Source organism: Jannaschia aquimarina (genome assembly GCF_000877395.1).
Taxonomy (GTDB): domain Bacteria; phylum Pseudomonadota; class Alphaproteobacteria; order Rhodobacterales; family Rhodobacteraceae; genus Jannaschia; species Jannaschia aquimarina.
In genome coordinates, this window is record NZ_JYFE01000041.1 from 39,014 (window position 1) to 61,056 (window position 22,043).

A 22,043-nucleotide genomic window follows, 5' to 3' on the forward strand; every position below is an offset into this window, starting at 1 on the left:
GGTCGAGGTCGGACAAGTCGTGAATGACTGACACCCGGCTTCGCCCCTTCATCGCCGCATCCGGCTTGTCCAACCTCGCCGATGGCGTCGCGATCGTGGCCTGGGCATGGCTTGCCTCGCTGCTGACACGGGATCCGCTGCTGACCGCGACGATGCCGGTCGCGCTGCGTCTGCCATGGGTCCTGTTCGCGATCCCGGCGGGCTTGGTCACGGATCGCGCCGATCGTCGGCATCTGATCCTGTGCGTCGATTGCGTGCGTATGGCCGATTTCGCGGTGGCTGCCGTCTTTCTCTGGCTGGCGCTCCTGCTCCGCCCTGCGCCGGACGAGGGACTGAGTTCGCCGGTGCTCTTTGCGGGGCTGATGTGCGCCGCCTTGTCTGTGGCTATCGCGGAGGTGTTTCGCGACAATGCCGCACAGACGATGCTGCCGGCGATTGTGCCGCCGGAGAAGCTGGAGCGGGCGAATGGCCGGCTCTGGAGCGTGGAACTGGTGGGCAGCGCGTTGATCGGCCCCGCGCTTGGCGCGTGGCTTGTCGCGGCGTTTCTGCCCGGACCGTTCCTGCTCAACGCGGTTTGCTTCGCGCTGTCGGTGCTGCTGATGCTGCGCCCGACGGGCGGGTTTCGGCCCGATCCCCGTCCCCGGAACTGGCGCGCGGAACTCCTCGAGGGCTGGGCCTTCCTGTGTGCCGCGCCGACGCTCCGCCTGCTGGCGGTGGTGACCGGGATCTGGAATCTGCTGCACCAGATGGTCGTCATCGCGCTGATCCTGCATGTGCAGGAAAACCTGGGATTGGGCGCGCGCGCCTACGGACTGTTCCTTGCGGCGGGGGCTGTTGGCGGGATCGTCGGGGGCCTCTTGGCCGAGTGGGTGATTGCCGCGATCGGACCGGGGCGGGCGGCGCAATGGATGACGGCGGCATCGGGGGTTGCCTTCGCGGCGATACCGCTTGCCCCTGATGGCTGGACCCTCGCCTTGGTCTTTGCCGGGTTCGAGTTGACCGGCCTGATCTGGAACACGGTCTCGGTCAGCTATCGACAGCGCGCGATCCCCGACGCGTTGCTCGGCCGGGTCAACAGCCTCTACCGCCTGCTTGCTTGGGGGATGATGCCGGTGGGCCTCGTCCTGTCGGGGGTCGCCGTCCGCGTGGCGGACGGTCCCGTTTCGCGTGAGGCCGCGCTTGTGACGCCGTTCTGGATTGCCGCTGCCGGAGCGCTCTTGCTCACGGCAGCGGCTTGGCGCGGGTTGGGCCGCGGGTTCGGCGTCGCCGTCACTCGTCGACGGTGACGGCTTCCATCCCGGCGGTGAAGCCGCGCAGCGAGAGATCGAGTTCCGCAGGCTGATCGGGGGCCAAGGCGGGAACGACCACGATGCGGGCCATGGCGCCCCGGCGGAAGCGGTTCATGTCTTCTTGCGAAAAGCCGAGCCGCGCATAGCATCCGCCCTGATCGCAGAAGGCGAACGGGTAGCGGCGGGCCTGCCCGCCATCGATCGACATCGTCACCTGGGCGGTCAGCAGGGTGCGCAGGGGCGTCAGGATGGTGGCGCCGCCGGCAAGCTCCCCCCCGTCCGGCAGGTCGAAGAAGTTGACATCCGCGGTCGGGTTGCCGCTCTGATCGCTAAGCCGCTGGAAGAGCTGGCAGGGATCTTCCTGTCCCTCGGGTGCGCGCAGGCAGCGCACCTCGAAGTCGCCCTGTTCCTCGCGCACGTAGATCTGTCCGTCTTCCGGGACCGCACCGGCGGGAAGCTCGCCCGTGGCCAGATCTCCGCCCGGGGCCGTGGCAGGCGTCTCTTCGGCCGGGGCGGCATCTTCGGCAGGGGCGGTTTCGGCGGTCGGTTCCCCGGCCGGTTCGGCCGCGGGCGCCTCCTCGGTCTCGGTCGTGTCCTGAGCGGTCGCGGCGATCGGCGTCAGCGCCAGCATGGCGGCCAGCAGGGCCGAACGGGTGGCGAATGGCATTGAGGTCCTCCGTCGTCTCCTAAGGGTCTTGCCCGAGCGCCTAACACGGTCCGGAGGGGGATGGCAGTGGCGAAAGACCGGGCGCGCGACCGGTCGCCACCGCACGGAACAGAAATGCGGAAAAGGGCCCGTGAGCAGGCCCTTTTCCGTGTCTTTTTCAGACTCTCCCTGTCGGACTGGCCGACTTATGGGCAGGACCATACTCAACCCCGGGTGGGCGTCAACGTGGTTTTTTCGGTAGGGCGCATACGATCGCGATCATTCGCATCGGATACGAAAAAGACCGCACGGGACAAGGCCCGCGCGGCCAGTCGACAGGGAGGATAGGCCGCCTACGGCAAGGTTTTGCGTCGCGGCCTGTCAGCGGTTATGGCACCGAAGGGTTAACATTTCCCCAACGGGAGGGGCGGCGATGGGTGACGGCACGATTTTCGTGGGCGGAGGGGGCGAGGGTTATGGCGTGCCGCAGACGCTACGGCTGGATTACGCCAATCGCCACGGTCTGATCGCAGGGGCGACCGGCACCGGGAAAACCGTGACGTTGCAGATCCTTGCCCAGGCCTTCTCGGAGGCGGGCGTGCCGGTCTTCCTGTCGGACGTGAAGGGTGACCTGTCGGGTCTCGCCAAGACGGGCAGCGCCGATCACAAGCTGCACGGGCCGTTCACCGAGCGGGCCGCGAAGATCGGACTCGACCTGACCTACGCCGCCGCGCCGGTCACCTTCTGGGACCTCTGGGGCGAGCAGGGGCATCCGGTGCGGACGACGGTCAGCGAGATGGGGCCGCTGCTTCTGGCTCGCCTGATGGAACTGACCGAGGCGCAGGAAGGCGTGCTCAACATCGCCTTCCGCGTGGCGGATGAGGAAGGTCTGGCCCTTTTGGATCTCAAGGACTTGCAGGCCATTCTTGTCGCAGTGGATGAACGTCGCAAGGAATTGTCGGCGCGCTACGGCAACGTCTCCACATCCAGTGTCGGGGCGATCCAACGGGCGCTTCTCGTGCTCGAAGGGCAGGGGGGCGCGGCGCTCTTCGGGGAACCGGCGCTGGAGCTTGCGGACCTCATGCGAACGGAGACGGACGGGCGGGGCCGGGTCAACGTGCTTGCGGCGGACAAGCTGATGGGGGCGCCGCGTCTCTATGCGACGTTCCTTCTGTGGCTGCTCTCGGAACTCTTCGAAGAGTTGCCCGAAGTCGGCGATCCCGACAAGCCGAAGCTGGTCTTCTTCTTCGATGAGGCGCATCTGCTGTTCGACGATGCGCCCAAGGCCTTGATCGACAAGGTGGAACAGGTTGCGCGGCTGATCCGCTCGAAAGGGGTCGGCGTGTATTTCGTGACCCAGAATCCCGACGATATCCCCGAGGATATTCTGGGTCAGTTGGGCAATCGGGTGCAGCACGCCTTGCGGGCCTTCACAGCGAAGGATCGCCGGGCACTGCGGCAAGCGGCGGAGAATTACCGCGAGAATCCGCGCTTCGAGGTGGAGGATGCGATCCGCGACGTGGGTGTCGGCGAAGCCGTCACGTCGCTGCTGGAGCGCAAGGGGATCCCGGGCATCGCGGAGCGGACCTTGATCCGGCCACCCGCCTCGCAGCTTGGTCCGATAAGTGCGGCAGAGCGGGCAGAGATCGTGCAAAGCTCTCCGATCGCTGGGAAATACGAGGCCGAGGTGGACCGGGAGAGCGCGTTCGAGGTGCTCGCCAAACGGGCCGAGGCAGCCGCCGAAGAGGCGGCGCGGGCCGAGGAAGAGGAGGAGGAAGCAGCCGCAGCGGAGCGGGAATACAAGGCCGGACGGCGCTATTCCGGGGGGCGTGTGGGACGCTCCAGCTCTCGCAAGAGGAGCCGCCGGAGCGACAGTGTGGGCGAGGCCTTCGCCAAGTCATTGGCCCGTTCACTGGGATCGCGGGCCGGACGCTCCATCGTGCGAGGCGTGCTCGGCGGGCTGTTCCGGGGGCGTTAACGAAGGGCCGAAATGGCCGTTAATCCGTGTGCACCCCCTGTGCTCCCCCCCTGTGCACCCCCCGTGCAGACACGGGACATACGGCACCGCGTTAACCAATGCGGATCCGGCCGACTTGCGGTTCGTCCGACTCGCCGTAAAGGCGAGCTCCCGGGACGCCGCGCGGATGTCGACCGGGCCTCTTCATCCAGTCCTGCCCTCGTCGTCCCCATCTACGGGTGGACGGCGCTGCGGGATGCCGGGCCAGATGTGATCGGCTCCGGGCCCCGTTTGGCCTGCATGAAGTGTGCCGGATGTCGGAGTACGGCGCCTGCCTCTATTCCCAGCCGCGCGCGATCAGGCCGGCGGCCTCGGGCGCGAAATAGGTCAGGACCCCGTCGCAGCCGGCGCGCCGGAACGCCATCAGGCTTTCCATCATCGCTTTCTCGCCGTCGATCCAGCCATTCGCCGCCGCCGCCCGGATCATCGCGTATTCGCCCGAGACCTGATAGGCGAAGGTCGGGACACGGAAGCGCGCCTTCACCCGGCGGACGATGTCGAGATAGGGCATCCCCGGCTTGACCATGACCATGTCGGCGCCCTCGGCGAGGTCGCGGGCGATCATGCGCTCTGCCTCTTCCGCGTTGAGCGGGTCGAGCTGATAGGTCTTCTTGTCGCCCTTCAAAGCTCCGGAGGCCCCGACCGCGTCGCGGAACGGCCCGTAGAAGGCCGAGGCATATTTGGCCGAGTAGGACATGATGCAGGTGTCCGAATGGCCCGCCGCTTCGAGCGCATCGCGCATGGCGCCGATCCGGTTGTCCATCATGTCCGACGGCCCGAGGATGTCGGCCCCGGCATCCGCCTGCGCCACTGCCATCCGGACGAGTGCCTCGACGGATTCGTCGTTGAGGATGATCCCGTCCCGCACGATGCCGTCATGGCCCTGAGCATTGTAGGGATCGAGCGCGATGTCGGTCATCACCAGCAGATCCGGCACCGCCGCCCTGATCGCGCGGGTGGCCCGGTTCGAGAGATTTTCGGGGTTCCATGCCTCTTCGCAGGCATCCGTCTTGAGCGCGTTGTCCGTGTAGGGGAAAATGCAGATGCAGCGGATCCCAAGCTCGGCCGCCTGTTCGGCCGCCTCGACGATGCGGTCGACCGAGCGGCGGACGACACCGGGCATGGACGGGACCTCTTCGAGCACGTTCTCGCCGTCGCGCACGAAGACCGGCCATATCAGATCGTCGACCGACAGCCGATCTTCGCGCACGAGCGCGCGCAGGGCCGCGTTGCGCCGCAGGCGCCGTGGCCGTGTGCCCGGAAACTCCCTCATGATGCACCCTCGCTACACGTTCCGCCCGACGTGACACGGACCTCGACGTCAATCAAGCGCGCGGCCTTGCCCCGCCCCGGCGCGCAGGTCACAACCGCCGGGCCGAGGAGGGACGTGGCCGTTGGATTTTGTTCAGATCGCCTTTGAAGTGATCGACCTGCGGTCGTTCTCTAACCTGTGGTTCTGGATCGCGCTGGCGGTGCTTTGGTCGACGGCCTCCTACTGGGTCGTCGGCGTGCCGTTCGATATGGTGCGGCGGGCGTCTCGGGGCGACGAGGTGGCGTCGCGGGATGCGCATGCGCTGGGCACGATTCACGCAAGGCGCCTGACGCATATCGCCGATGTCTCGGGGACCTGGGCGACGGCGTTCACCTGGTTCGCAGTTACGGCGCTGGGCCTGATCGGGTTCGTCTACGGGCTTGAATTCGCGCAGGCGATCTTTCTGCTGTTCGCTCCGATGTCGCTGGTCGGGTGGCTGAACCTGCGGACGGCGCGCAAGCTGCTTTCCACGGACCCGGACGGGCTGCCACCGCTTCTGTTCCGCCATCGGCGGGTCGTGCAGGGCATCGGCATGGTCTCGATCTTCGTGACGTCCATGTGGGGCATGTGGATGAACCTCAACGTCAGCGTGCTTGGCGGCTGAGCACGCGTTGACAAGAGGGGCGGACCCGTTACGTGCCCCCCATGCCGGATGATGCCAGCGATCTGACCACGACGCCCCTGCCTCCGGGCCATCTGCGCGCGGGCGGCGCGCCGCACGGCTTCGACGCGACGGTGCTGCTGCGCGAACTGGATCGCGGCAAGCCGGTCGTCCATGTCGCGCGCGACGACAAGCGGCTGGAGGCGATGGCCGCCGCCTTGCGCGTCTTTGCGCCCGGAACCACGATGCTGCGCCTGCCGGCCTGGGATTGCCTGCCCTACGACCGTGTCAGCCCGGCCGCCGAGATCAGCGCCGAGCGGATGGCCACCCTGACCGCGCTGGCCCACGGGCTGTCTGGGAAGATGATCCTGCTGACCACGCTGAACGCGGTGACGCAGCGGATGCCGGCGCGCGCGACGCTGAAAGGCGCGGGCTTCGCCGCCCGCGTGGACCAGCGCATCGACGAGGGGGCGCTGCGCGAGTTCCTCGTTCGGATGGGGTTCACCCAGTCGCCCACCGTGACCGAGCCGGGGGACTGGTCGCCGCGCGGGGGGATCATCGACATCTGGCCGCCGGGTCAGCCCGCGCCGGTACGGCTGGACCTTTTCGGCGACGTGTTGGACGGGCTGCGGCGTTTCGATCCGACGACGCAGCGGACGACCGAGCAGTTGGACGGGATCGAGCTTGCCCCGGTCTCGGAGGTCATCCTCGACGGTCCGGCCATCACCCGCTTTCGTCAGACTTACCGGGTGGAGTTCGGGGCCGCCGGGACGGACGACCCGCTCTACGAGGCGGTCAGCGCGGGGCGCAAGGCGGCGGGCGCCGAGCATTGGCTGTCGTTCTTCCACGAAGAGTTGGAGACGCTGGCGGATTTCCTGCCCGACGCCGCTTTCGTCATGGATGACGGCACCGTCCCCGCCCATGCCGAGCGGTGGGGTCAGATCAGGGACATGTACGACAACCGGCGCGAGGCGATGCGCGCGCGCGACCGGCTGGACGCCGTCTACAAGCCCGCGCCGCCCGAGGGGCTGTACCTGTCGCCCGACGCGCTGGAGGCGGCGCTGACGGGCAGGCGGGTGCTGCACCTGTCCGCCTTCGCCGCCCCGCCCGGGCCCGGCATCCTGGATTTCGGCGGCCGGATCGGACGTAGCTTCGCGCCGGAGCGTCAGCAGGAGGGGGTCAACGTCTTCGAGGCGCTGGCGCGTCACGTGGCCGACAGGCGCGAAGACGGCGGGGTCATGATCGCGAGCTATTCCGGCGGGGCGCGGGAACGGCTCGAAGGGCTGCTGGCCGATCAGGACGTCACCGGCATCAAGCTGGTCCGCCGCGCCGAGGAAGTCGGGCGAGGTGACGTGGGCCTTGCCGTCTGGCCGCTGGAGCGGGGCTTCGAGGGGCCGGTCGGCAAGGGCCGCCTGACCGTCATCTCGGAGCAGGACGTTCTGGGCGAACGGCTGATCCGGGGTCGCAAGAAGAAGCGCAAGGCCGAGAACTTCCTGACCGAGGCCCAGTCGCTTTCGGTCGGCGATCTGGTCGTCCACGTGGATCACGGCGTGGGGCGTTATCTGGGCCTGGAGACCGTGACGGCCGCGGGCGCGCCGCACGAATGCATCGCGCTCGAATATGCGGGCGGCGACCGGCTGTTCCTGCCTGTCGAAAACATCGAACTGCTCAGCCGCTACGGCGCCGAGGAAGGGCTGCTGGACAAGCTGGGCGGCGGCGCGTGGCAGGCCCGCAAGGCCAAGCTCAAGGAGCGGATCCGTCAGATCGCCGAGCGGCTGATGCGGATCGCGGCGGAACGGGCCTTGCGCAAGGCGCCGATGCTGGAGCCGCCGGGCGACATGTGGGCCGCCTTCGAGGCGCGGTTCCCCTACGAAGAGACGGACGACCAGCTTCAGGCGATCGAGGACGTGCGCACCGATCTGGCCAGCGGTCAGCCGATGGATCGGCTGGTGGTGGGCGATGTGGGCTTCGGCAAGACCGAGGTGGCGATGCGCGCGGCCTTCATCGCGGCGACCTCCGGCAAGCAGGTCGCGATGATCGCGCCGACGACCCTGCTGGCGCGGCAGCATGCCAAGTCCTTTGCCGACCGGTTCCGGGGATTTCCGCTGACCGTCCGGCAGCTTTCGCGCTTCGTCAGCGCGGGGCAGGCCGCCGAGACCCGCGCGGGCCTGGCCGAAGGGTCCGTCGATATCGTGATCGGCACCCATGCGGTCCTGGCCAAACAGGTGAAGTTCCGGAATCTCGGCCTGCTCATCATCGACGAGGAACAGCGGTTCGGCGTCACCCACAAGGAACGCCTCAAGGAGATGCGCTCGGACGTGCACGTGCTGACGCTCTCGGCCACGCCGATCCCGCGGACCCTGCAGATGAGCCTGACGGGCGTGCGCGACCTGTCTGTCATCGGCACGCCGCCCATCGACCGTCTGGCGATCCGGACCTACGTGTCCGAATTCGACACGGTCACGATCCGGGAGGCGCTGCTGCGAGAGCATTTCCGCGGCGGTCAATCCTTCGTGGTGGTGCCGAAAATAAGCGATATCAGCGAGATGCAGGCCTTTCTTGAGGCGCAGGTGCCCGAGGTCAGCTTCGTGATCGCCCATGGCCAGCTTGCCGCGGGCGAATTGGACGAGCGGATGAACGCCTTCTACGACGGCAAGTACGATGTCCTGCTGTCGACCACGATCATCGAGAGCGGGATCGACATACCGACCGCCAACACGATGGTGATCTGGCGGGCGGACATGTTCGGGCTGGCGCAACTCTACCAGATCAGGGGACGTGTCGGCCGATCCAAGACCCGCGCCTATGCCTATCTGACGACCAAGCCGCGCGCCAAGCTGACGCCTGCGGCCGGAAAGCGCCTGCGCGCGCTGGGCTCGATCGACGCGCTGGGGGCGGGGTTCAACATCGCCAGCCAGGATCTCGATATCCGGGGTGGCGGCAACATCGTCGGCGAAGAGCAATCAGGCCACGTGAAGGAAGTCGGCTTCGAGTTGTACAACTCGATGCTGGAGGAGACGATCGCCAAGCTGAAGGCCGGCGATGCAGGTCTGGCCGACGCGCTTTCCGACGATTGGTCGCCGCAGATCGCGCTGGGCGTGCCGGTCCTGATCCCCGAGGATTACGTCCCCGATCTCGACGTGCGGCTGGGCCTCTACCGGCGGCTGTCCGGGCTTGAGAAGAAGGTCGAGCTGGAGGGGTTCGCGGCCGAGCTGATCGACCGCTTCGGCCCTCTGCCGTCGGAAGTGAACGTCCTGCTGCGCGTCGTCCGCATCAAGGCGTTGTGCAAGGTCGCGGGCATCGAGAAGCTGAATGTCGGCGAGAAGGGCGCAACGATCGAGTTCCACAACAATAAGTTCGCGGATCCCGGCGCGCTGGTCGATTTCATCAAGTCCTGGAAGGGTGCGGCCCAGATCAAGGGCGACCGCCTGGTCATCCGCGCCGAGGCGAAATCGGGTGCCGACCGCATCAAGGGCGCCAACCGCATCGCGCGCGAGTTGGCCAAGGCCGCGCTCTCGGGGGGAACCGGCTGAAAACGGTCCGCGTTCGGCTGCAATGGAGGGCGGGATGTTCGACACGATAGACGGGCGGGACGTGGTCTATACCGTGGTCGGGCTGGCGCTCTTCGGGCTGACGCTGCAACCGGCCCTTGCGCGCTACAAGCTGTTCAACCTGCCGCTTTTCTACGCGCTATTCGGGGCGGCCGCCGGGATGGCGGGGTACGGGATGATCGACCCGCTGGCCAGCACGCTGCACGCGAAGGTGGTGGAGCATGCGTCGGAGTTGATCGTCATCATCAGCCTCGCCGGGGCGGGACTGGCCATCGACACGGTCGGAAGCTGGCGGAACTGGAACCCCACATGGCGGCTGCTGCTGGTGACGATGCCGATCACGGTCGTGGGCGTGGCGGCTTTGGGCCATGGCTGGCTGGGCCTGACGATCCCGGGCGCCCTTTTGCTGGCGGCCGCATTGGCGCCGACGGATCCGGTACTGGCCCGGTCGGTCCAGGTCTCGCCCCCCGGGCAGGACGAGCAGCCGATGGAGGTCGCGCTGACGGCCGAGGCCGGGATGAACGACGGGCTGGCCTTTCCCTTCGTCTATCTCGCCATCCACGCCGCGGCGCTGGGCGTGGGCCAGATGTTTCAGGGAGAGGCCTGGTTCTGGTCCTGGCTCAGCTTCGATTTCGCCTATCGCGTGATCGTGGGGATCGTGATCGGCTACGGGGTCGGGCTGGTCATCAGCCGGATCATCTTCTCGCCGGTGGGCGACGGATCGCAGGGGGCCTGGAATGCGGTCGTCGTGGTGCTTGCCTCGACATTGCTTGCCTACGGCATCACCGAGGGGGTGGACGGCTACGGGTTTCTGGCTGTGTTCTTCGCCACGCGGGCGGGCCGGTCGAACACGCGCGGCACGTCTAACGAGGGGTACGAGAAGTTCGTCCATCACGGCGCCGAACAGCTCGAGGCGATCCTGCTCGCCGTGCTGCTCCTGTGGCTGGGCACGTTCATCGGGTCGGGCGCGCTGTCCGGCCTGCGGTGGCAGGAGGTGGCGTTCGCGCTGGCGCTGGTCCTGGTCCTTCGCCCCGCGGCCGGGCTGCTGGCGCTGGTGGGGCACGATTGCACCGATATCAGCCGCCGCAAGGTCGCGTTCTTCGGGATCCGGGGAATGGGGTCGGTCTTCTACATCGCCTATGCGCAGAACCACGCGCAGTTCGGGGATATCGACGCGGTCTGGCGGATCGCGGCAGTCACGATCCTCGTCTCGATCCTGATCCACGGATATGCCGCGAATTACTGGCTGGAGGGGGACGAGCAATTGGGCGAGGTGCATCCGCATCACGAGGACGGCGAGGGCGACCGCGAGGCCGCCTGAGGCCGGTCTCACACGTCCGTCGCGCGCGGTGCCTCCTCGGCCTCGGTCAGGCGCGCGATGAGCAGGCTGGCAAGCGCGGCGAACAGGGCGGAGGCCAGGGCGAGCGGAAGCGGCGTGCCGTCAAAGAGAAGACCGACCGGGGCCGCCAGCGCCGCCGCACCTACCGTCGCCGCCGACGAGACGATCGAGGACGCCATCCCGGCGACGTGCCCCAGCGGGACGAGCGCAAGCGCATTCAGGTTGCCGACCGCGAAGCCGACCATGGCGAACGTGCCGAACTGCCAGGCGACGAAGGCCTCGAAGCCCAGCAGGTCCGGGAAAGCCAGCCAGAACACGACGAGGACGAGCGACAGGCCCAGATGCGCCGCAATGGCGCGCCGGATCAGCCAGACCATTCCCAGCCGACCGACGAGCCGCGCGTTCAGCAGGTTGGCCAGGCCGGACAGGAGCGCGATGCCGCCGAACCAGAGCGGGAAACTGGCGGCACGGTCAAAGGTCTGGTCGTAGATCTGCTGGATCGAGATGATCGTCGCGAAGAGGATCGCGAAGACGAGGGTCTGCGCCATCAGCGCGCGCCGCGTGTCGGGCGCGGACACGACCTCTCGTGCCGCCTGCCAGAGCGGCCGGACGCGGAGCGGTCGGCGGGACCGGGTCGGAAGCGTCTCCGGTTGCCGCAGGGCGAGCCACAGGCTGGAAATCAGCGAGAAGGCGACGAAGGACCAGAAGACGCCGCGCCATCCGAAGCTGGCCGAGATGCCCGCCCCGATCAGCGGCGCGATCCCCGGCACGAGTGTGAAGACCATCATCGAGTAGCTGATGATCCGCGCCATGCCGCGGCCTTGGTACAGGTCTCGCACCATGGCGATGGCCACGACCCGCGGCCCCGCCGCGCCGAGACCCTGGAGCAGCCGGGCGAGGATGATCCCGTCGAGATCGGCCATGACCGTCGCCGCGGCGGCCGACAGACTGTAAAGCGCCGCACCGCCCAGCATCACGCGCTTGCGCCCGAACGCATCCGAGAGCGGCCCGGCGATGACGGTCCCCACCCCCATCCCGACGAGGAAGCTGACGATGACGAGCGGCAGGCGCGCCGACTCTGCGGGGGCGAGTTCGGCGCCGATATCGGGCAGCGCGGGCAGGATCGCATCAATCGAGAAGGCGATCGTCGCCGCCAGCATGGCGACGAGAGCGACGAACTCGGCCGTCGGCAGACGTGACGGGGCGGGGTTCACCCGCCGGCCGCCTGACTGGCGATCTGCCGTTGGAGGTCGTCAATGATCTGTTGCCACGTCTCGGCGGGTTGGGCGCCGGCGACGACCGCCTGGTTGGCGATGACGAAGGTGGGCACGCCGGTCACGCCGCGTTCGCGGGCGTGGGCGTCGCGAGTTCGGATCTCCTCCCGGTCTGCATCCGTCGCGAGCAGCCGTTCGGTCATCGCCCGGTCCATCCCGCATCCCTCGGCGATGTCCGCCAGAACCTGCGGGTCGCCGATATCCCGGCCCGCCTCGAAATAGGCGGCGAACAGGCCGTGGACGACTGCCGTCTGCCTGCCTTCGAGACCCGCCCAATGGATGAGCCTATGGGCGTCCAGCGTGTTCGGCGTGCGTGCGATCCCTTCGAGATCCAGCGTCAGGCCGCTGTCTTCCGCTGCCTCGACCACCGGGAGATAGGCGCGGACGGCGCCTTCCTTGCCGCCGAACTTGCGTTCCAGATAGGTAGCGCGATCCATTCCGCCCTCAGGCATGTCGGGATTGAGCTGAAATGGGTGCCACTCGATCGTGAACGGATGGTCGGGGCGCGCCTCTAGGGCCCGGAACAGGCGGGTCTTGCCGATATAGCACCAGGGGCAGATCGGATCGGAAATGATGTCGAGCTTGAGCATGGGTCCCCCCAACACGCGCGCTCGTCTTAGGCCCCAGCCGCCGGGAGGGGAAGGGGCGCTTGCGCCGGGGCCATGCGGCATGGCAAGGGAGCGGGGCTAAAAGCCTGACGAGTATCGAAAATGAGAGATCAGACTGGGACAAGCGGCCGCGCCTCGGCACTGGCTGCGCTTGTCGACGAGACGGACTGGCAGGATATCGCCGCCGGGTTTGGCGGTATCGGCCGCTTCGTGCTCGATCTCGAAAGCTCGGACTGCGAAATCGACGAGACCTTGCGGCGCCTCACCGGCCTCGAGGAACTCGTCGGTCGTGTGCCGGCGGATCGGTTCATCGAGCGGATCCATCCGGACGACCGTGCGAACGTCGTCGCGGAGATCAGAAGAGCGGGTGAGGAAAACGGCGCGTACGACGTCGATTTCCGCTTCGAGCGGCCTGACGGGCGCATGATCTGGCTGACCGGTCAGGGCCGCGTTCGCAGCCATTCGGATGGCAGCAGGCTTTTGATCGGCGTGAACTACGACATCACCGACCTGCGGCAGGCGCAGGAGCGTTCGGACCTGCTTGCCCGTGAGATGGCGCACAGGATGAAGAACGTCTTCGCGCTGGTGCAGGGCATGTTCAACATGGCGGCGCGCAGTGCGCAGACCCGCGAAGCCTTGGCGGAGGGGTTTTCAGGGCGGCTGCAGGCGCTGGCGGCGGTGAACTCGCTGACCTTCACGGGCGAGGACCGCGCCGTAGCCGCCGATGCGCTGGTCGATGCCATCCTCGGTCCGTTGATCGCGGGCGGGCGGATCACCGCGAAGCTGGACCCCTTCGCGTTCAACGGAACGTCGGCACAGACCATGGTCCTTGCGCTGAACGAATTGATGACGAACGCGGTGAAGTACGGGGCCCTGGCCAATGATGACGGGCATGTCGATCTGTCGATCGAGGTGGAGGGCGACGAGTTCCGCTTTGGCTGGTCGGAGCGTGGGGTGGCCGAGCCCGTGGTCGAGCCCGAGGGAAAGGGTGGCTTCGGGATGCAGGTCCTCAAGACGATGACCCGCGCGACCTATTCCGGCTCTCCGGTGCTGGATTGGCGGCCCGAGGGCTTGGCCTTTTCATGCACCTGGCCCGCCGGGCAGTTCGGCTCCGGAAATCAGGAGGCGTCGGGCGGCTGACCGGCCTCTGCCGTCTCGGCCAGCTTGCTTCGGATGAGCTTGCCGTTCGCGTTTCGTGGCAGGCGGTCCCGTCGGAGCCAGAGGCGCGGCTGCTTGTAGCGGGCAAGGCGGGTCGCCAGATGGGCTGTTGCAGCCGCCTCATCGAGCGGCGCGCCAACGTAGTAGGCTGCAAGAACGGTTGCGCCCGACGGCAGCGTGACCTGACCGACGGCTATATCCTCGACCGGCAGGCCCTGGCACGCCGCTTCGATCTCCAGCGGAGAGACGCGATAGCCGCCCGGGTTCAGGATATCGTCGCGTCGGCCGAGATACCGGATCGCGCCATCGGCTGCCTGTTCGACGCTGTCGCCGGTATCGAACCAGTCGCCCGCCACAGGGCTGGGCCCGTCCCCCTCCCAATAGCCGAGCATCAGGCCGGGATCCGAGGTGGAGATCTGAAGCGCGCCGTCCAAGACGCGGATGCGCCGCCCCGTCTGGGGATATCCTGCGAAGCCGTCCGGTGCCGGCCGGTCCGGGGATCCCGAAATGAAGGTGGAGCATTCCGACATGCCGAGCGCTTCGTGCAGGTCCGTCCCGGTCTTCGCACGCCAGTCGTTTCGGATCGCGGTCGGCAGGCTCTCGCCCGCGCTGAGGCCGTGGCGGAGCGCCGGCATCGCAGGCATGGGCGCGCGCAGGATGCGGCGGTAGACGCCCGGCGCCGCAGCGAAGATCGTCGCATGCGCCCCGGCGATCAGTGCGGGCAGGGCGGCGGCATCGGTGCCGTGGGGCGGGATCAGGGCGGTGGCGCCCCGGCTCCACGGATCGAGCAGACCTGTCCCAAGCGTATACGTCCAGTTGAAGGCACCGGCATGCATCACGCGGTCGTCGGTGCGCAGGTCGTACCAGTCCTTCCACATCATCTGGCGTGCGCGTACGGCCCTGTGGGCGTGGGCGACGGCGCGGGGCCGCCCGCCGGACCCGGAGGTGAAGACGATGTAGCCGAGCCGCTCCGCATCGCCGAGCATCCAGTCGTCGTAGGCAAGCGGCTCCCCGTTGAGGTCGCCCGGCTCGACCTGCCTGACGCCGTCCGGGGGCGCGACGGACGGGTCGACCACCGCCAGGGCAGGATCGAGTTGCGCCACCATGGGCGTGATCTCTGCCCGGGTCAGCTGTGCCGATGTGGCGACGGGCACGAGGCCGGCCGCGGCACAGGCGAGGTAGGTGATGGGAAAGTCGGGCGTATCCGCCAACCGCAGGATGACGCGCGCGCCCGCCGGGAGGTCGAGGCGTCGGAGCGCACCTGCGCGCCGCTCGACCCGCGCAAGCAGGTCGCCGTGGGACCAGCAGACATCGCCGCCCGGGACGATCAGCGCGGGGTGATCCGGGCGGTCGCGTCCGGCAGCCAGGACGTAGGATGCGAAGTTGAAACCTTTGCTCATGGGGCGTGCGCGCCGTGTGGTGGGGTCGTCGGTGGCGCGTCAGCCATCGGCTTCCAGCAGGCCGAGGCCGCGCAAATAGATCCCGATCCCCGCCTCGAGCAGATCTTCGGGCGGGAAGGGAGCGTTCGCGCCGGGATCGCCACGAGAGAAGAGTTCGACGACGCCGTGGCTCATCGCCCAGATATGGGCCGAGAACATCGCCGGTGGTGGCCGCCTGTCGGCCGGCAGGCGTTCCGACAGGGCCGCGGCCGCCTTTTCCAGCACCGCGTGGGACCGGGCCGCGGCGCGCGCGAGGTCAGGCGTCTCGTTCCGGCTGAGCCCGCTTTCGAACATCGCCATGTAATGGCCCGGATAGCGCCGGGCGAAGGCGAGATAGGCCCGCCCCGTCGCCTCGAAGGCGGCGAGGGACGAGGGCTGCGAGGCGAAGGCATGCTCCATCAGGTCGGCGAAGATCGCGTGACCCTGCAATGCACACTCGATGATGAGGTCCTCGCGCCCTTCGAAATGGCGGTAGACGGCGGCGGGCGTGACGCCGGCCTCGCGCGCGGCTTCGGACAGGGTAAAGCCTGTGGGGCCCTTCGCCTCGATCAGTCCGAGCGCGGCATCGACCAGCGCCTGGCGCAGGTTGCCGTGATGATAGCCGCGCTTAGGCACCGTCAAGCCAGAGCTCCGGTCCACCGGCGACCTTGGGGTCGATCTCCAACAGGTCGTCGCGCCGCCCGTCATAGGGCAGGGCGTTCAGGATCACGCGGATCGCGTTGAGGCGCGCGCGCCGCTTGTCGTCCGACCGTACCACCGTCCACGGGGCGAAGTCGAAATGCGCGCGGTCCAGCGTCTCGTCGATGGCCCGGGTGTAGTCGTCCCAGCGCGACAGTCCCTTGACGTCGATCGAGGACAGTTTCCATTGCTTCAGCGGGTCGCGTTCGCGCGACAGGAAGCGGCGCAATTGCTCGGCCTGTCCCACCGTCAGCCAGAACTTCAGCAGGATGATCCCGTCCTTCACCAGCATCCGCTCGAAATCGGGCAATTGCTCGAAGAAGGTCGCCCGTTCCTCGTCGGTGCAGAAGCCAAACACCTTTTCGACGACCGCGCGGTTATACCAGGAGCGGTCGAAGATCACCATTTCGCCTGTCGTGGGCAGTCGGCGGATATAGCGTTGGAAGTACCATTCGCCCGCCTCGGTCTCGGTCGGCTTGGAGAGGGCGACGACCCGCGCGGCGCGGGGACTGAGATGCTGGGTGACCCGTCGGATCGTCCCGCCCTTGCCGGCGGCATCGCGGCCCTCGAAGACGGCGACCAGACGATGACCGGTCTCGCGCATCCAGGCCTGGCATTTCACCAATTCTATCTGGAGCGCGTCCAATTGCTCTTCGTAGGCCTTCTTTCCCATCCAGCGGTCGTAGGGGTAATCCGGCGTCACGATGTCCTTCTTACGCGCCTCGCTCAATGCGGAGCGGACGTCCGCCGGGGCGTCCGTCTCGGCGAATGCGCTGATCGCTCCGTCGAAAGGTAGGGACATTGGCTGGCTCCGGCAGTGATCGCGTCCGTGGGTCTTACGCGAAGCCGTCGCGCGCGCCTAGGCCATGTAGGCCCTCAGGATCGCGGCTTCCACCTCGTCGGGAGCCACGTGGTGGGGCATGTGGCCAACGCCGTCGAGCCGGGTGAGATTGGCGTGGGGCACCATCTCGGCGAAGGGCAGAGCGTGGATGTGGTCGGGCACGATCGTGTCGCGGGTGCCGTGAACCACCTCGATCGGCAGGTCGAGCGCGGGATAGTGAGGCTCCATCTCGACGATATGCGGCTTGAGGCCGTTCACCTGCCGCGCATTCGCCCGCAGGGAGCGTCGCCGCAAGGTCAGAGGCGCGCCGACATGATCGAAGTAGCCTTGCGGGACCGGGTCGGGGGCGAAGATCGCCTCGGTCACGCGGCGCAGGTAATCCTGTCCGACGAAGGCGGTCAGGAAAGGGATGACCGTGGCCCCGCCGGGGGCGGAGGCGTTCACGGCATAGAGCGGCCCGAGACCCCCTTCCCACCGGTTGGAGGCGGCCGCGACGAGCGTGAGCGCGCGGAGCGTGCCCGGCCGGTGGACGGCCCAGGCCAGCGCGATGGCGCCGCCGAAGCTGTGACCGATCACGACGGGGTCATGGGCGCCCAATTGGGCGGCTGCGGCCTGTAGCAGGATTGCCTGTTCGCGCGGAGATTCGGCGGCGGTCGAGAACGGCGCGTCGTAATCCGGATCCGTGCGGCCGGTATAGCCCAGTCCGGGTCGGTCGAAGGCGATCACGCGGAAGCGGTCGGCGAGCCTGTCCATGAACGAGAACGACCAGTCGCGGGCATTGCCGCTGGCGCCGTGGAGGAAGACGAGATCCGGCCCTTCGCCCCGCACGACGGCATGGACGGGAACGTCGTCCACATCGAGAAACAGGCCCTGCGGCGGGAAGGCGGCTTCGAAGGAGGCTTCGCGGATCGCGGCGCGTCTGTCGACCCAAGTGCCGCCGCCCATCGCGAAGGTCGCGGCAAGTGCGGTGGGGGTGACGATGGATGACAACATGGTGAGTCTTCGGGTAGCGCATATCGAAGATAGGCGCGGTAGCGCGCTCGGCAAATACCCTTCGAGGTCAACAGATTGTGTCGGTCACCCTTTGCCGATCCGCGTGAGGTCGAACGGCGTCGTCTGGTAGATCTGGTTGATCCAGTTGCCGTAGAGCAGGTGCGCATGGCTCCGCCAGCGATTGAGCGGCAGGCGCGCGGGATCGTTCTGCGGGTAGTAGTTGCCGGGCACGTTGATGGGCCGGCCCTCGGACACGTCGCGGTCGTATTCCCGCTTGAGCGTGTCGCTGTCGTATTCGAAATGGTTGAAGATATAGAGCGCGCGGCGGGCGCGGTCCTCGACCAGACAGGGCCCGGTCTCCTCGGAGCCGAGCAGGACGTCGATGCCGGCCGCCTCCAGTTCATTGCGGCGCATCTCCGTCCAGCGCGAGATCGGAATGACGCATTCGTCCGAGAAGCCCCGAAGATAGGGAGAGGCCGGCGCCTCGTTCTGGACGGGGAAACAGCCGAACGCCTTGTGGTCCAGCATGTGCTTGGGGACGCCGTGGAAGTGCCAGGCCATCGCCATCCCGCCCCAGCAGACGCCGAAGGTGTGATGCACGTTGGTCTGTGTCCAATCCATGACTTCGGTCAGTTCGTCCCAATAGGTGACCTGATCGAAGGGCAGATGCTCGATCGGGGCGCCGGTGATGATGAGGCCGTCGAAGCGCTGGTCCTTCACCTCCTGGAAGGGGTGGTAGAAGGTCTCCATGTGTTCGGGCGCGGTGTGCCTGGACTGGTGTTCGGACATGCGGACGAGCGTGAACTCGATCTGCAGGGGCGTCGCGCCGATCAGGCGGGCGAACTGCGTCTCGGTCGCGATCTTCATCGGCATCAGGTTCAGCAGGGCGATCCGCAGGGGGCGGATATCCTGACGCGTCGCGTCGTCGTCGGACATGACCATGACACCCTCGTCTCCGAGGATGCGATAGGCGGGAAGGTCCTGGGGAAGGGTGATCGGCATAAGACGCCCGATCTAGGCGGCGATGCGAGCGGCGCCAAGGGCGTCGGCGACCAGCTCGATCACGTCGCCGGCATCGCGGGCCTCGCCGACACGGTGGGCCGGCAGGGTGACGCCCCAATTGCGTGCCATCGCGCCATAGACCGGCTCGCGCCTGCGCATGGCGCGGGCATAGGCGAAGGTCGCGAAAGCGTCCGGGTCGCACTCGGTGCCGTGCTCGGCCGAGAATTCGGCCCAGAGCGCCTCGTTCACGGCGCGGGGGTAACACATCGGCTTGGGATCGGCGGCGAAGCGCTCGACCAGACGTTCCACATGGTCCTCGCCGCCCTGAAGCCAGACCATCAGCGTCGCCGCCGACAGGCAGCGCAAGACGGGGTCGGACGGATCCTCCGGGTCGACGACTTCGCAGATGGAGCCGCCGGTGTCGCAGACGAAGTGGTCGTAGCCGTAGACGTCGCCCGCGCGGGCGATGAAATGCGGCGTGTCCAGAAGGGCACGGCGCTCCGCGCCTTCGTGCAGTTCTTGACGACGCAAGTACTCGTTGAAATCGAGGCCGCCCCTGTCGGGATCGCCGGGCTTGCCGAGAAAGGTCGAGAGCGGCGCGAGGTTCGCGAACGCGATGTTGCTTTCGATGTAAATCGAATCCGAGCGCAGAAGCGGCTTGAGGAACGGGACCTTCATCGCCTCGCGGGTCAGATTGTCCTTGATGGCCTCGCCCATATAGGCGGTCCCGATGCGGTAATCGATCGAGTAGTGAAACCACTCCCCGGATGCGCGCAGGATCTGGGCGAGATGGGTCTTGCCCAATCCCGACATTCCGAAGAACGCGACGCGCTTGTTGGGCGCCTTGCGCCAGTCTTCCGGGGTCTCGTAGATCATCCGCGCGGGGTAGCGGCGGTGCGTCCCGCGGTCAATCTGCGCCAGAGCCGCCCGTCGAGGATCACGAGCCCAAGCGCCAGCAGCGCGAAGCCTGCATAGGTCGTCGGTGCGAGGGTCTCGTCCCGAACGACGGCGCCCAGGAGGATGGCGACAGGGGCGATGAGAAGCGTCGTGAGAAGCAGGTTCCCGGAGCCCGCCATCGCGAGGACGCGGAAGTAGAGCAGATAGGCCAGCGCCGTGGAGACGAGCGCGTAATATCCAACAGCCAAGACGGTTTCAGACTGCGACGGCCAGACCGGCCCGTCGATCCAAAGGGCTGCCGGGATCATCACGAGCGACGATCCGGTCAGCATTCCAGCCGCTGAGACCTGCGGCGGCAGGTGCCCGAGCCTGAGCCGTGCCCACACGCCGGCCATCGCATAGCTGACCGTGCCCGCGACGACGGCGAGCTGGGCGAGGCTGCGAATGTCGAAATCCAGCAACGCGGCCGGGCCGATGGCGGTCGCCACCCCCGCGAAGCCCAGCGCGACCCCCAGCGACCGGCGGCGCGTCAGCCGCTCATCGGCAAGGAAGAGCGCGGCCGCGAGAACGCCGAAGACCGCCGTTCCGGCGTTCAGGATCGAGGTGAGGCCCGTCTCGATGGTCAACTGACCCCACGCCATCAGCGAGAACGGGATCACATTGTTGAGCAGACCCATGACCAGCAGCGCGGTCCAGCTTCGCGCGTCGCGCGGGACGGGCAGGCGCAGGATCAGCACCCAGAGCCAAAGGGCGATCGCTGCTGGGGCGACACGCCAGGCGACGGAGGTCACGAAAGGCAGCTCGTCCAACGCGATCCGGATGGCCAGGAAGCTGCCGCCCCAGATCAGCGACAGGAGGCCCAGTTCGGCCCAGGCTCGGGCGGACATGTCTCTGCTCGTCATGATGCCGCGCTAGCAGGGCCGTACCGGGCGGGCGACCCGAATGATGCGGAAGGGCATGAACGCGAAACGCCCCGCCATGGGGCGGGGCGTTCGCTTCGATCGCGGCTTGCGATCAGAACTTGTAGGCGACCCGGAGGCCCACGCCGACGGCGCTGTTGTCCTCGAACGATGCGACGGGGTTGCCCGCCACGCCCGGATTGGCATCGCCGATCTTGGTGTAGTTGATGCCGCCCGAGACATTCAGGTTGTCCGCGGTGTACCGGACGCCGAGCGAGAGACCGATCAGGCCGTCGGTCGGGCCGAGGGGCGAAACCGTTTCGTTGTCGTTGGCTTTTTCGTACCGGATCGACGCCAGTCCGACGAGGTTGTCGGTGAAACGCCGCGCAACGCCCAGGTTCCAGGTATAGCTGTCCTCGATATCGGCGAGGTCGGTGCCCAGAAGCTCTGGGACAACGTCGAAATCGTCCCAGTCCGTCCAGCGCATGGAGGCGAGCAGGAGGGTCTTCTGGTTCAGGCCGGTCTGGAATTCGAGGTTCACGGATTGCGGCGTGGCGAAGTCGATGTCGCCGTCGATCTCTCCGGGGCCGAACAGGATCGACTGCTCGACGCCGGTGGTGTTGTGCGAGACCTCGGAATGGTAGGTCGCGGCGAAACGCAGGGCGATCTCGGGGATCTCGTAGGCGACCCCGAACGTGTAGCCGAGGCCCCAATCATCCTCGATCTCGACCTCGTAGCCGCCCGACGGCCCGAAATTGGTCGAGACCGCGCCAAAGGTTCCCTGTGCCGTTGCGACGGCCGTACCGAAGCCGGCGGCGTTCAACTGCGCTTCGAGGGCTGCGGTCGCATCATTGCCGCTGGCGACGCCGGCGAAGGCGGTTCCGGCCTCGTCGCCGAGGGCAGCAAGGATCGCCTGGGCCGCAGCCTGATTCGCGGCGCCGGGCGTCTGTGCCGCCGTCGCGACGGCCTCGCCCAGACCGACGGCCCCTGCGCGGGCGCCGAGGGCATTGGCGTAGGCGATCCCGTTCAGGACCACGCGGCCGCCGGCATTCTGGGCGCGGAGGCCGCCGAACACGCTGAACCGCTCGTTGATCTTGTAGCGGCCGACGAAGCTGATCGCGTCGGCACCCAGATCCGCGGTCGTCCCGCCCAGGGCCGAGGTCGTCGGATCGTCGTTGTAGAAGATGTCCGCGCCGAACGGCTGGTCGGCGATCACGGCATAGGAGAACTTGTCGTTCACCGTATTCGCATAGGAAAGCGTCGTGTTCGTATAGCTTTCGCCGGCATCGTAGCTGCCTTGCGTTGCGATCGAGTCGTCGCCGGTGAGATTCGGGTTCACGTAGCTGAAGCTCAGCGACGTGGTGCCCGCTTCATCGAAAAGCGGCGAGATGCTCTGCCCCGACCGGTCGAGCCCGCCCGCCTGGGCGATCGAAGTCGTGGCCAGCAAAGCCGCCGTAGCGATGGTGATGCGCGTCATGTCCTGTCGTCCTTCCCTCGGA

General features: G+C 67.5%; 18 protein-coding genes. 6 read left to right on the forward strand and 12 right to left on the reverse strand.

The genetic code is table 11. From position 1 onward, the window contains the following. The first annotated feature begins 23 nt into the window (after positions 1-23). Positions 24-1,286, forward strand: a complete 1,263-nt coding sequence (locus jaqu_RS10800; protein WP_043918989.1) for an MFS transporter — start codon at positions 24-26, stop codon at positions 1,284-1,286. Here jaqu_RS10800 and jaqu_RS10805 read toward each other — a convergent pair. Beyond that, positions 1,270-1,956 (reverse strand): invasion associated locus B family protein, encoded by a 687-nt coding sequence (locus tag jaqu_RS10805; RefSeq protein ID WP_043918990.1) that lies wholly within the window; start codon positions 1,954-1,956, stop codon positions 1,270-1,272. The two genes, jaqu_RS10800 and jaqu_RS10805, sit on opposite strands and share 17 nt — an antisense overlap. Positions 1,957-2,368: 412 nt before the next feature. Here jaqu_RS10805 and jaqu_RS10810 point away from each other — a divergent pair, with 412 nt between their 5' ends. After that, a complete protein-coding gene (locus jaqu_RS10810) occupies positions 2,369-3,913 on the forward strand; it encodes a helicase HerA-like domain-containing protein (RefSeq protein WP_043918991.1) in 1,545 nt (514 codons plus the stop codon). A 316-nt stretch (positions 3,914-4,229) separates the two neighbouring features. On the opposite strand, the gene hemB is transcribed toward jaqu_RS10810, so the two are convergent. Next, a complete protein-coding gene (gene hemB, locus jaqu_RS10815) occupies positions 4,230-5,225 on the reverse strand; it encodes a porphobilinogen synthase (protein ID WP_043918992.1) in 996 nt (331 codons plus the stop codon). A gap of 121 nt (positions 5,226-5,346) precedes the next feature. Between hemB and jaqu_RS10820 the strand changes: the two genes are divergently transcribed. Genes jaqu_RS10820 through jaqu_RS10830 form a run of 3 tightly spaced genes read left to right on the forward strand, consistent with a single transcriptional unit; the run spans position 5,347 to position 10,737 of the window. Further along, positions 5,347-5,868, forward strand: coding sequence for a hypothetical protein (locus jaqu_RS10820; RefSeq protein ID WP_043918993.1), 522 nt, complete (start codon positions 5,347-5,349; stop codon positions 5,866-5,868). 41 nt (positions 5,869-5,909) lie between these two features. Continuing rightward, positions 5,910-9,398 carry a transcription-repair coupling factor gene (gene mfd, locus jaqu_RS10825; protein WP_043918994.1) on the forward strand — a complete coding sequence of 1,163 codons (3,489 nt, stop codon included), beginning with the start codon at positions 5,910-5,912 and terminating at the stop codon, positions 9,396-9,398. Between the two features lie 34 nt (positions 9,399-9,432). Continuing rightward, positions 9,433-10,737, forward strand: a complete 1,305-nt coding sequence (locus tag jaqu_RS10830) for a cation:proton antiporter (protein WP_043919165.1) — start codon at positions 9,433-9,435, stop codon at positions 10,735-10,737. Positions 10,738-10,745: 8 nt separating this feature from the next. On the opposite strand, the gene jaqu_RS10835 is transcribed toward jaqu_RS10830, so the two are convergent. Both jaqu_RS10835 and jaqu_RS10840 read right to left on the reverse strand, forming a co-directional pair. Next, positions 10,746-11,915 carry an MFS transporter gene (locus tag jaqu_RS10835; protein ID WP_084629777.1) on the reverse strand — a complete coding sequence of 390 codons (1,170 nt, stop codon included), beginning with the start codon at positions 11,913-11,915 and terminating at the stop codon, positions 10,746-10,748. 50 nt (positions 11,916-11,965) lie between these two features. Beyond that, positions 11,966-12,619: a DsbA family oxidoreductase gene (locus jaqu_RS10840; protein ID WP_043918996.1), complete on the reverse strand. Its 654-nt coding sequence runs from the start codon at positions 12,617-12,619 to the stop codon at positions 11,966-11,968. 120 nt (positions 12,620-12,739) lie between these two features. Between jaqu_RS10840 and jaqu_RS10845 the strand changes: the two genes are divergently transcribed. Beyond that, on the forward strand, positions 12,740-13,777 hold the full coding sequence (locus jaqu_RS10845; protein WP_043918997.1) for a sensor histidine kinase: 1,038 nt from the start codon (positions 12,740-12,742) through the stop codon (positions 13,775-13,777). On the opposite strand, the gene jaqu_RS10850 is transcribed toward jaqu_RS10845, so the two are convergent. The 8 genes from jaqu_RS10850 to jaqu_RS20670 form a co-directional block, all read right to left on the reverse strand. Beyond that, complete coding sequence (locus jaqu_RS10850) at positions 13,756-15,195, reverse strand: class I adenylate-forming enzyme family protein (RefSeq protein WP_043918998.1); 1,440 nt, start codon at positions 15,193-15,195, stop codon at positions 13,756-13,758. The two genes, jaqu_RS10845 and jaqu_RS10850, sit on opposite strands and share 22 nt — an antisense overlap. A gap of 39 nt (positions 15,196-15,234) precedes the next feature. After that, on the reverse strand, positions 15,235-15,849 hold the full coding sequence (locus jaqu_RS10855; RefSeq protein ID WP_043919166.1) for a TetR/AcrR family transcriptional regulator: 615 nt from the start codon (positions 15,847-15,849) through the stop codon (positions 15,235-15,237). After that, positions 15,842-16,714, reverse strand: coding sequence for a polyphosphate kinase 2 (gene ppk2 / locus jaqu_RS10860; RefSeq protein WP_043918999.1), 873 nt, complete (start codon positions 16,712-16,714; stop codon positions 15,842-15,844). The genes jaqu_RS10855 and ppk2 overlap by 8 nt, the downstream gene beginning before the upstream one ends. A 57-nt stretch (positions 16,715-16,771) precedes the next feature. Further along, positions 16,772-17,746, reverse strand: coding sequence for an alpha/beta fold hydrolase (locus tag jaqu_RS10865; RefSeq protein WP_052500920.1), 975 nt, complete (start codon positions 17,744-17,746; stop codon positions 16,772-16,774). Positions 17,747-17,830: 84 nt separating this feature from the next. Beyond that, a complete protein-coding gene (locus tag jaqu_RS10870) occupies positions 17,831-18,748 on the reverse strand; it encodes a homoserine O-succinyltransferase (RefSeq protein WP_043919000.1) in 918 nt (305 codons plus the stop codon). A 12-nt stretch (positions 18,749-18,760) separates the two neighbouring features. After that, entirely contained in the window at positions 18,761-19,624 is an 864-nt protein-coding gene (locus jaqu_RS10875; protein WP_043919001.1) for a hypothetical protein, read from the reverse strand. Next, positions 19,621-20,547, reverse strand: a complete 927-nt coding sequence (locus tag jaqu_RS10880; RefSeq protein WP_043919002.1) for a DMT family transporter — start codon at positions 20,545-20,547, stop codon at positions 19,621-19,623. Before jaqu_RS10880 ends, jaqu_RS10875 begins: the two co-directional genes overlap by 4 nt. 112 nt (positions 20,548-20,659) lie before the next feature. Beyond that, entirely contained in the window at positions 20,660-22,021 is a 1,362-nt protein-coding gene (locus tag jaqu_RS20670; RefSeq protein WP_052500921.1) for an OmpP1/FadL family transporter, read from the reverse strand. Positions 22,022-22,043 lie beyond the last annotated feature (22 nt).

Coding starts and splice junctions, on each gene's coding strand:
- jaqu_RS10800 (WP_043918989.1), top strand. CDS start 24: ATGACTGACACCCGGCTTCGCCCCTTCATCGCCGCATCCGGCTTGTCC.
- jaqu_RS10805 (WP_043918990.1), bottom strand. CDS start 1,956: ATGCCATTCGCCACCCGTTCGGCCCTGCTGGCCGCCATGCTGGCGCTG.
- jaqu_RS10810 (WP_043918991.1), top strand. CDS start 2,369: ATGGGTGACGGCACGATTTTCGTGGGCGGAGGGGGCGAGGGTTATGGC.
- hemB (WP_043918992.1), bottom strand. CDS start 5,225: ATGAGGGAGTTTCCGGGCACACGGCCACGGCGCCTGCGGCGCAACGCG.
- mfd (WP_043918994.1), top strand. CDS start 5,910: ATGCCGGATGATGCCAGCGATCTGACCACGACGCCCCTGCCTCCGGGC.
- jaqu_RS10830 (WP_043919165.1), top strand. CDS start 9,433: ATGTTCGACACGATAGACGGGCGGGACGTGGTCTATACCGTGGTCGGG.
- jaqu_RS10835 (WP_084629777.1), bottom strand. CDS start 11,915: ATGCTGGCGGCGACGATCGCCTTCTCGATTGATGCGATCCTGCCCGCG.
- jaqu_RS10840 (WP_043918996.1), bottom strand. CDS start 12,619: ATGCTCAAGCTCGACATCATTTCCGATCCGATCTGCCCCTGGTGCTAT.
- jaqu_RS10845 (WP_043918997.1), top strand. CDS start 12,740: ATGAGAGATCAGACTGGGACAAGCGGCCGCGCCTCGGCACTGGCTGCG.
- jaqu_RS10850 (WP_043918998.1), bottom strand. CDS start 15,195: ATGAGCAAAGGTTTCAACTTCGCATCCTACGTCCTGGCTGCCGGACGC.
- ppk2 (WP_043918999.1), bottom strand. CDS start 16,714: ATGTCCCTACCTTTCGACGGAGCGATCAGCGCATTCGCCGAGACGGAC.
- jaqu_RS10865 (WP_052500920.1), bottom strand. CDS start 17,746: ATGTTGTCATCCATCGTCACCCCCACCGCACTTGCCGCGACCTTCGCG.
- jaqu_RS10870 (WP_043919000.1), bottom strand. CDS start 18,748: ATGCCGATCACCCTTCCCCAGGACCTTCCCGCCTATCGCATCCTCGGA.
- jaqu_RS10875 (WP_043919001.1), bottom strand. CDS start 19,624: ATGATCTACGAGACCCCGGAAGACTGGCGCAAGGCGCCCAACAAGCGC.
- jaqu_RS10880 (WP_043919002.1), bottom strand. CDS start 20,547: ATGACGAGCAGAGACATGTCCGCCCGAGCCTGGGCCGAACTGGGCCTC.
- jaqu_RS20670 (WP_052500921.1), bottom strand. CDS start 22,021: ATGACGCGCATCACCATCGCTACGGCGGCTTTGCTGGCCACGACTTCG.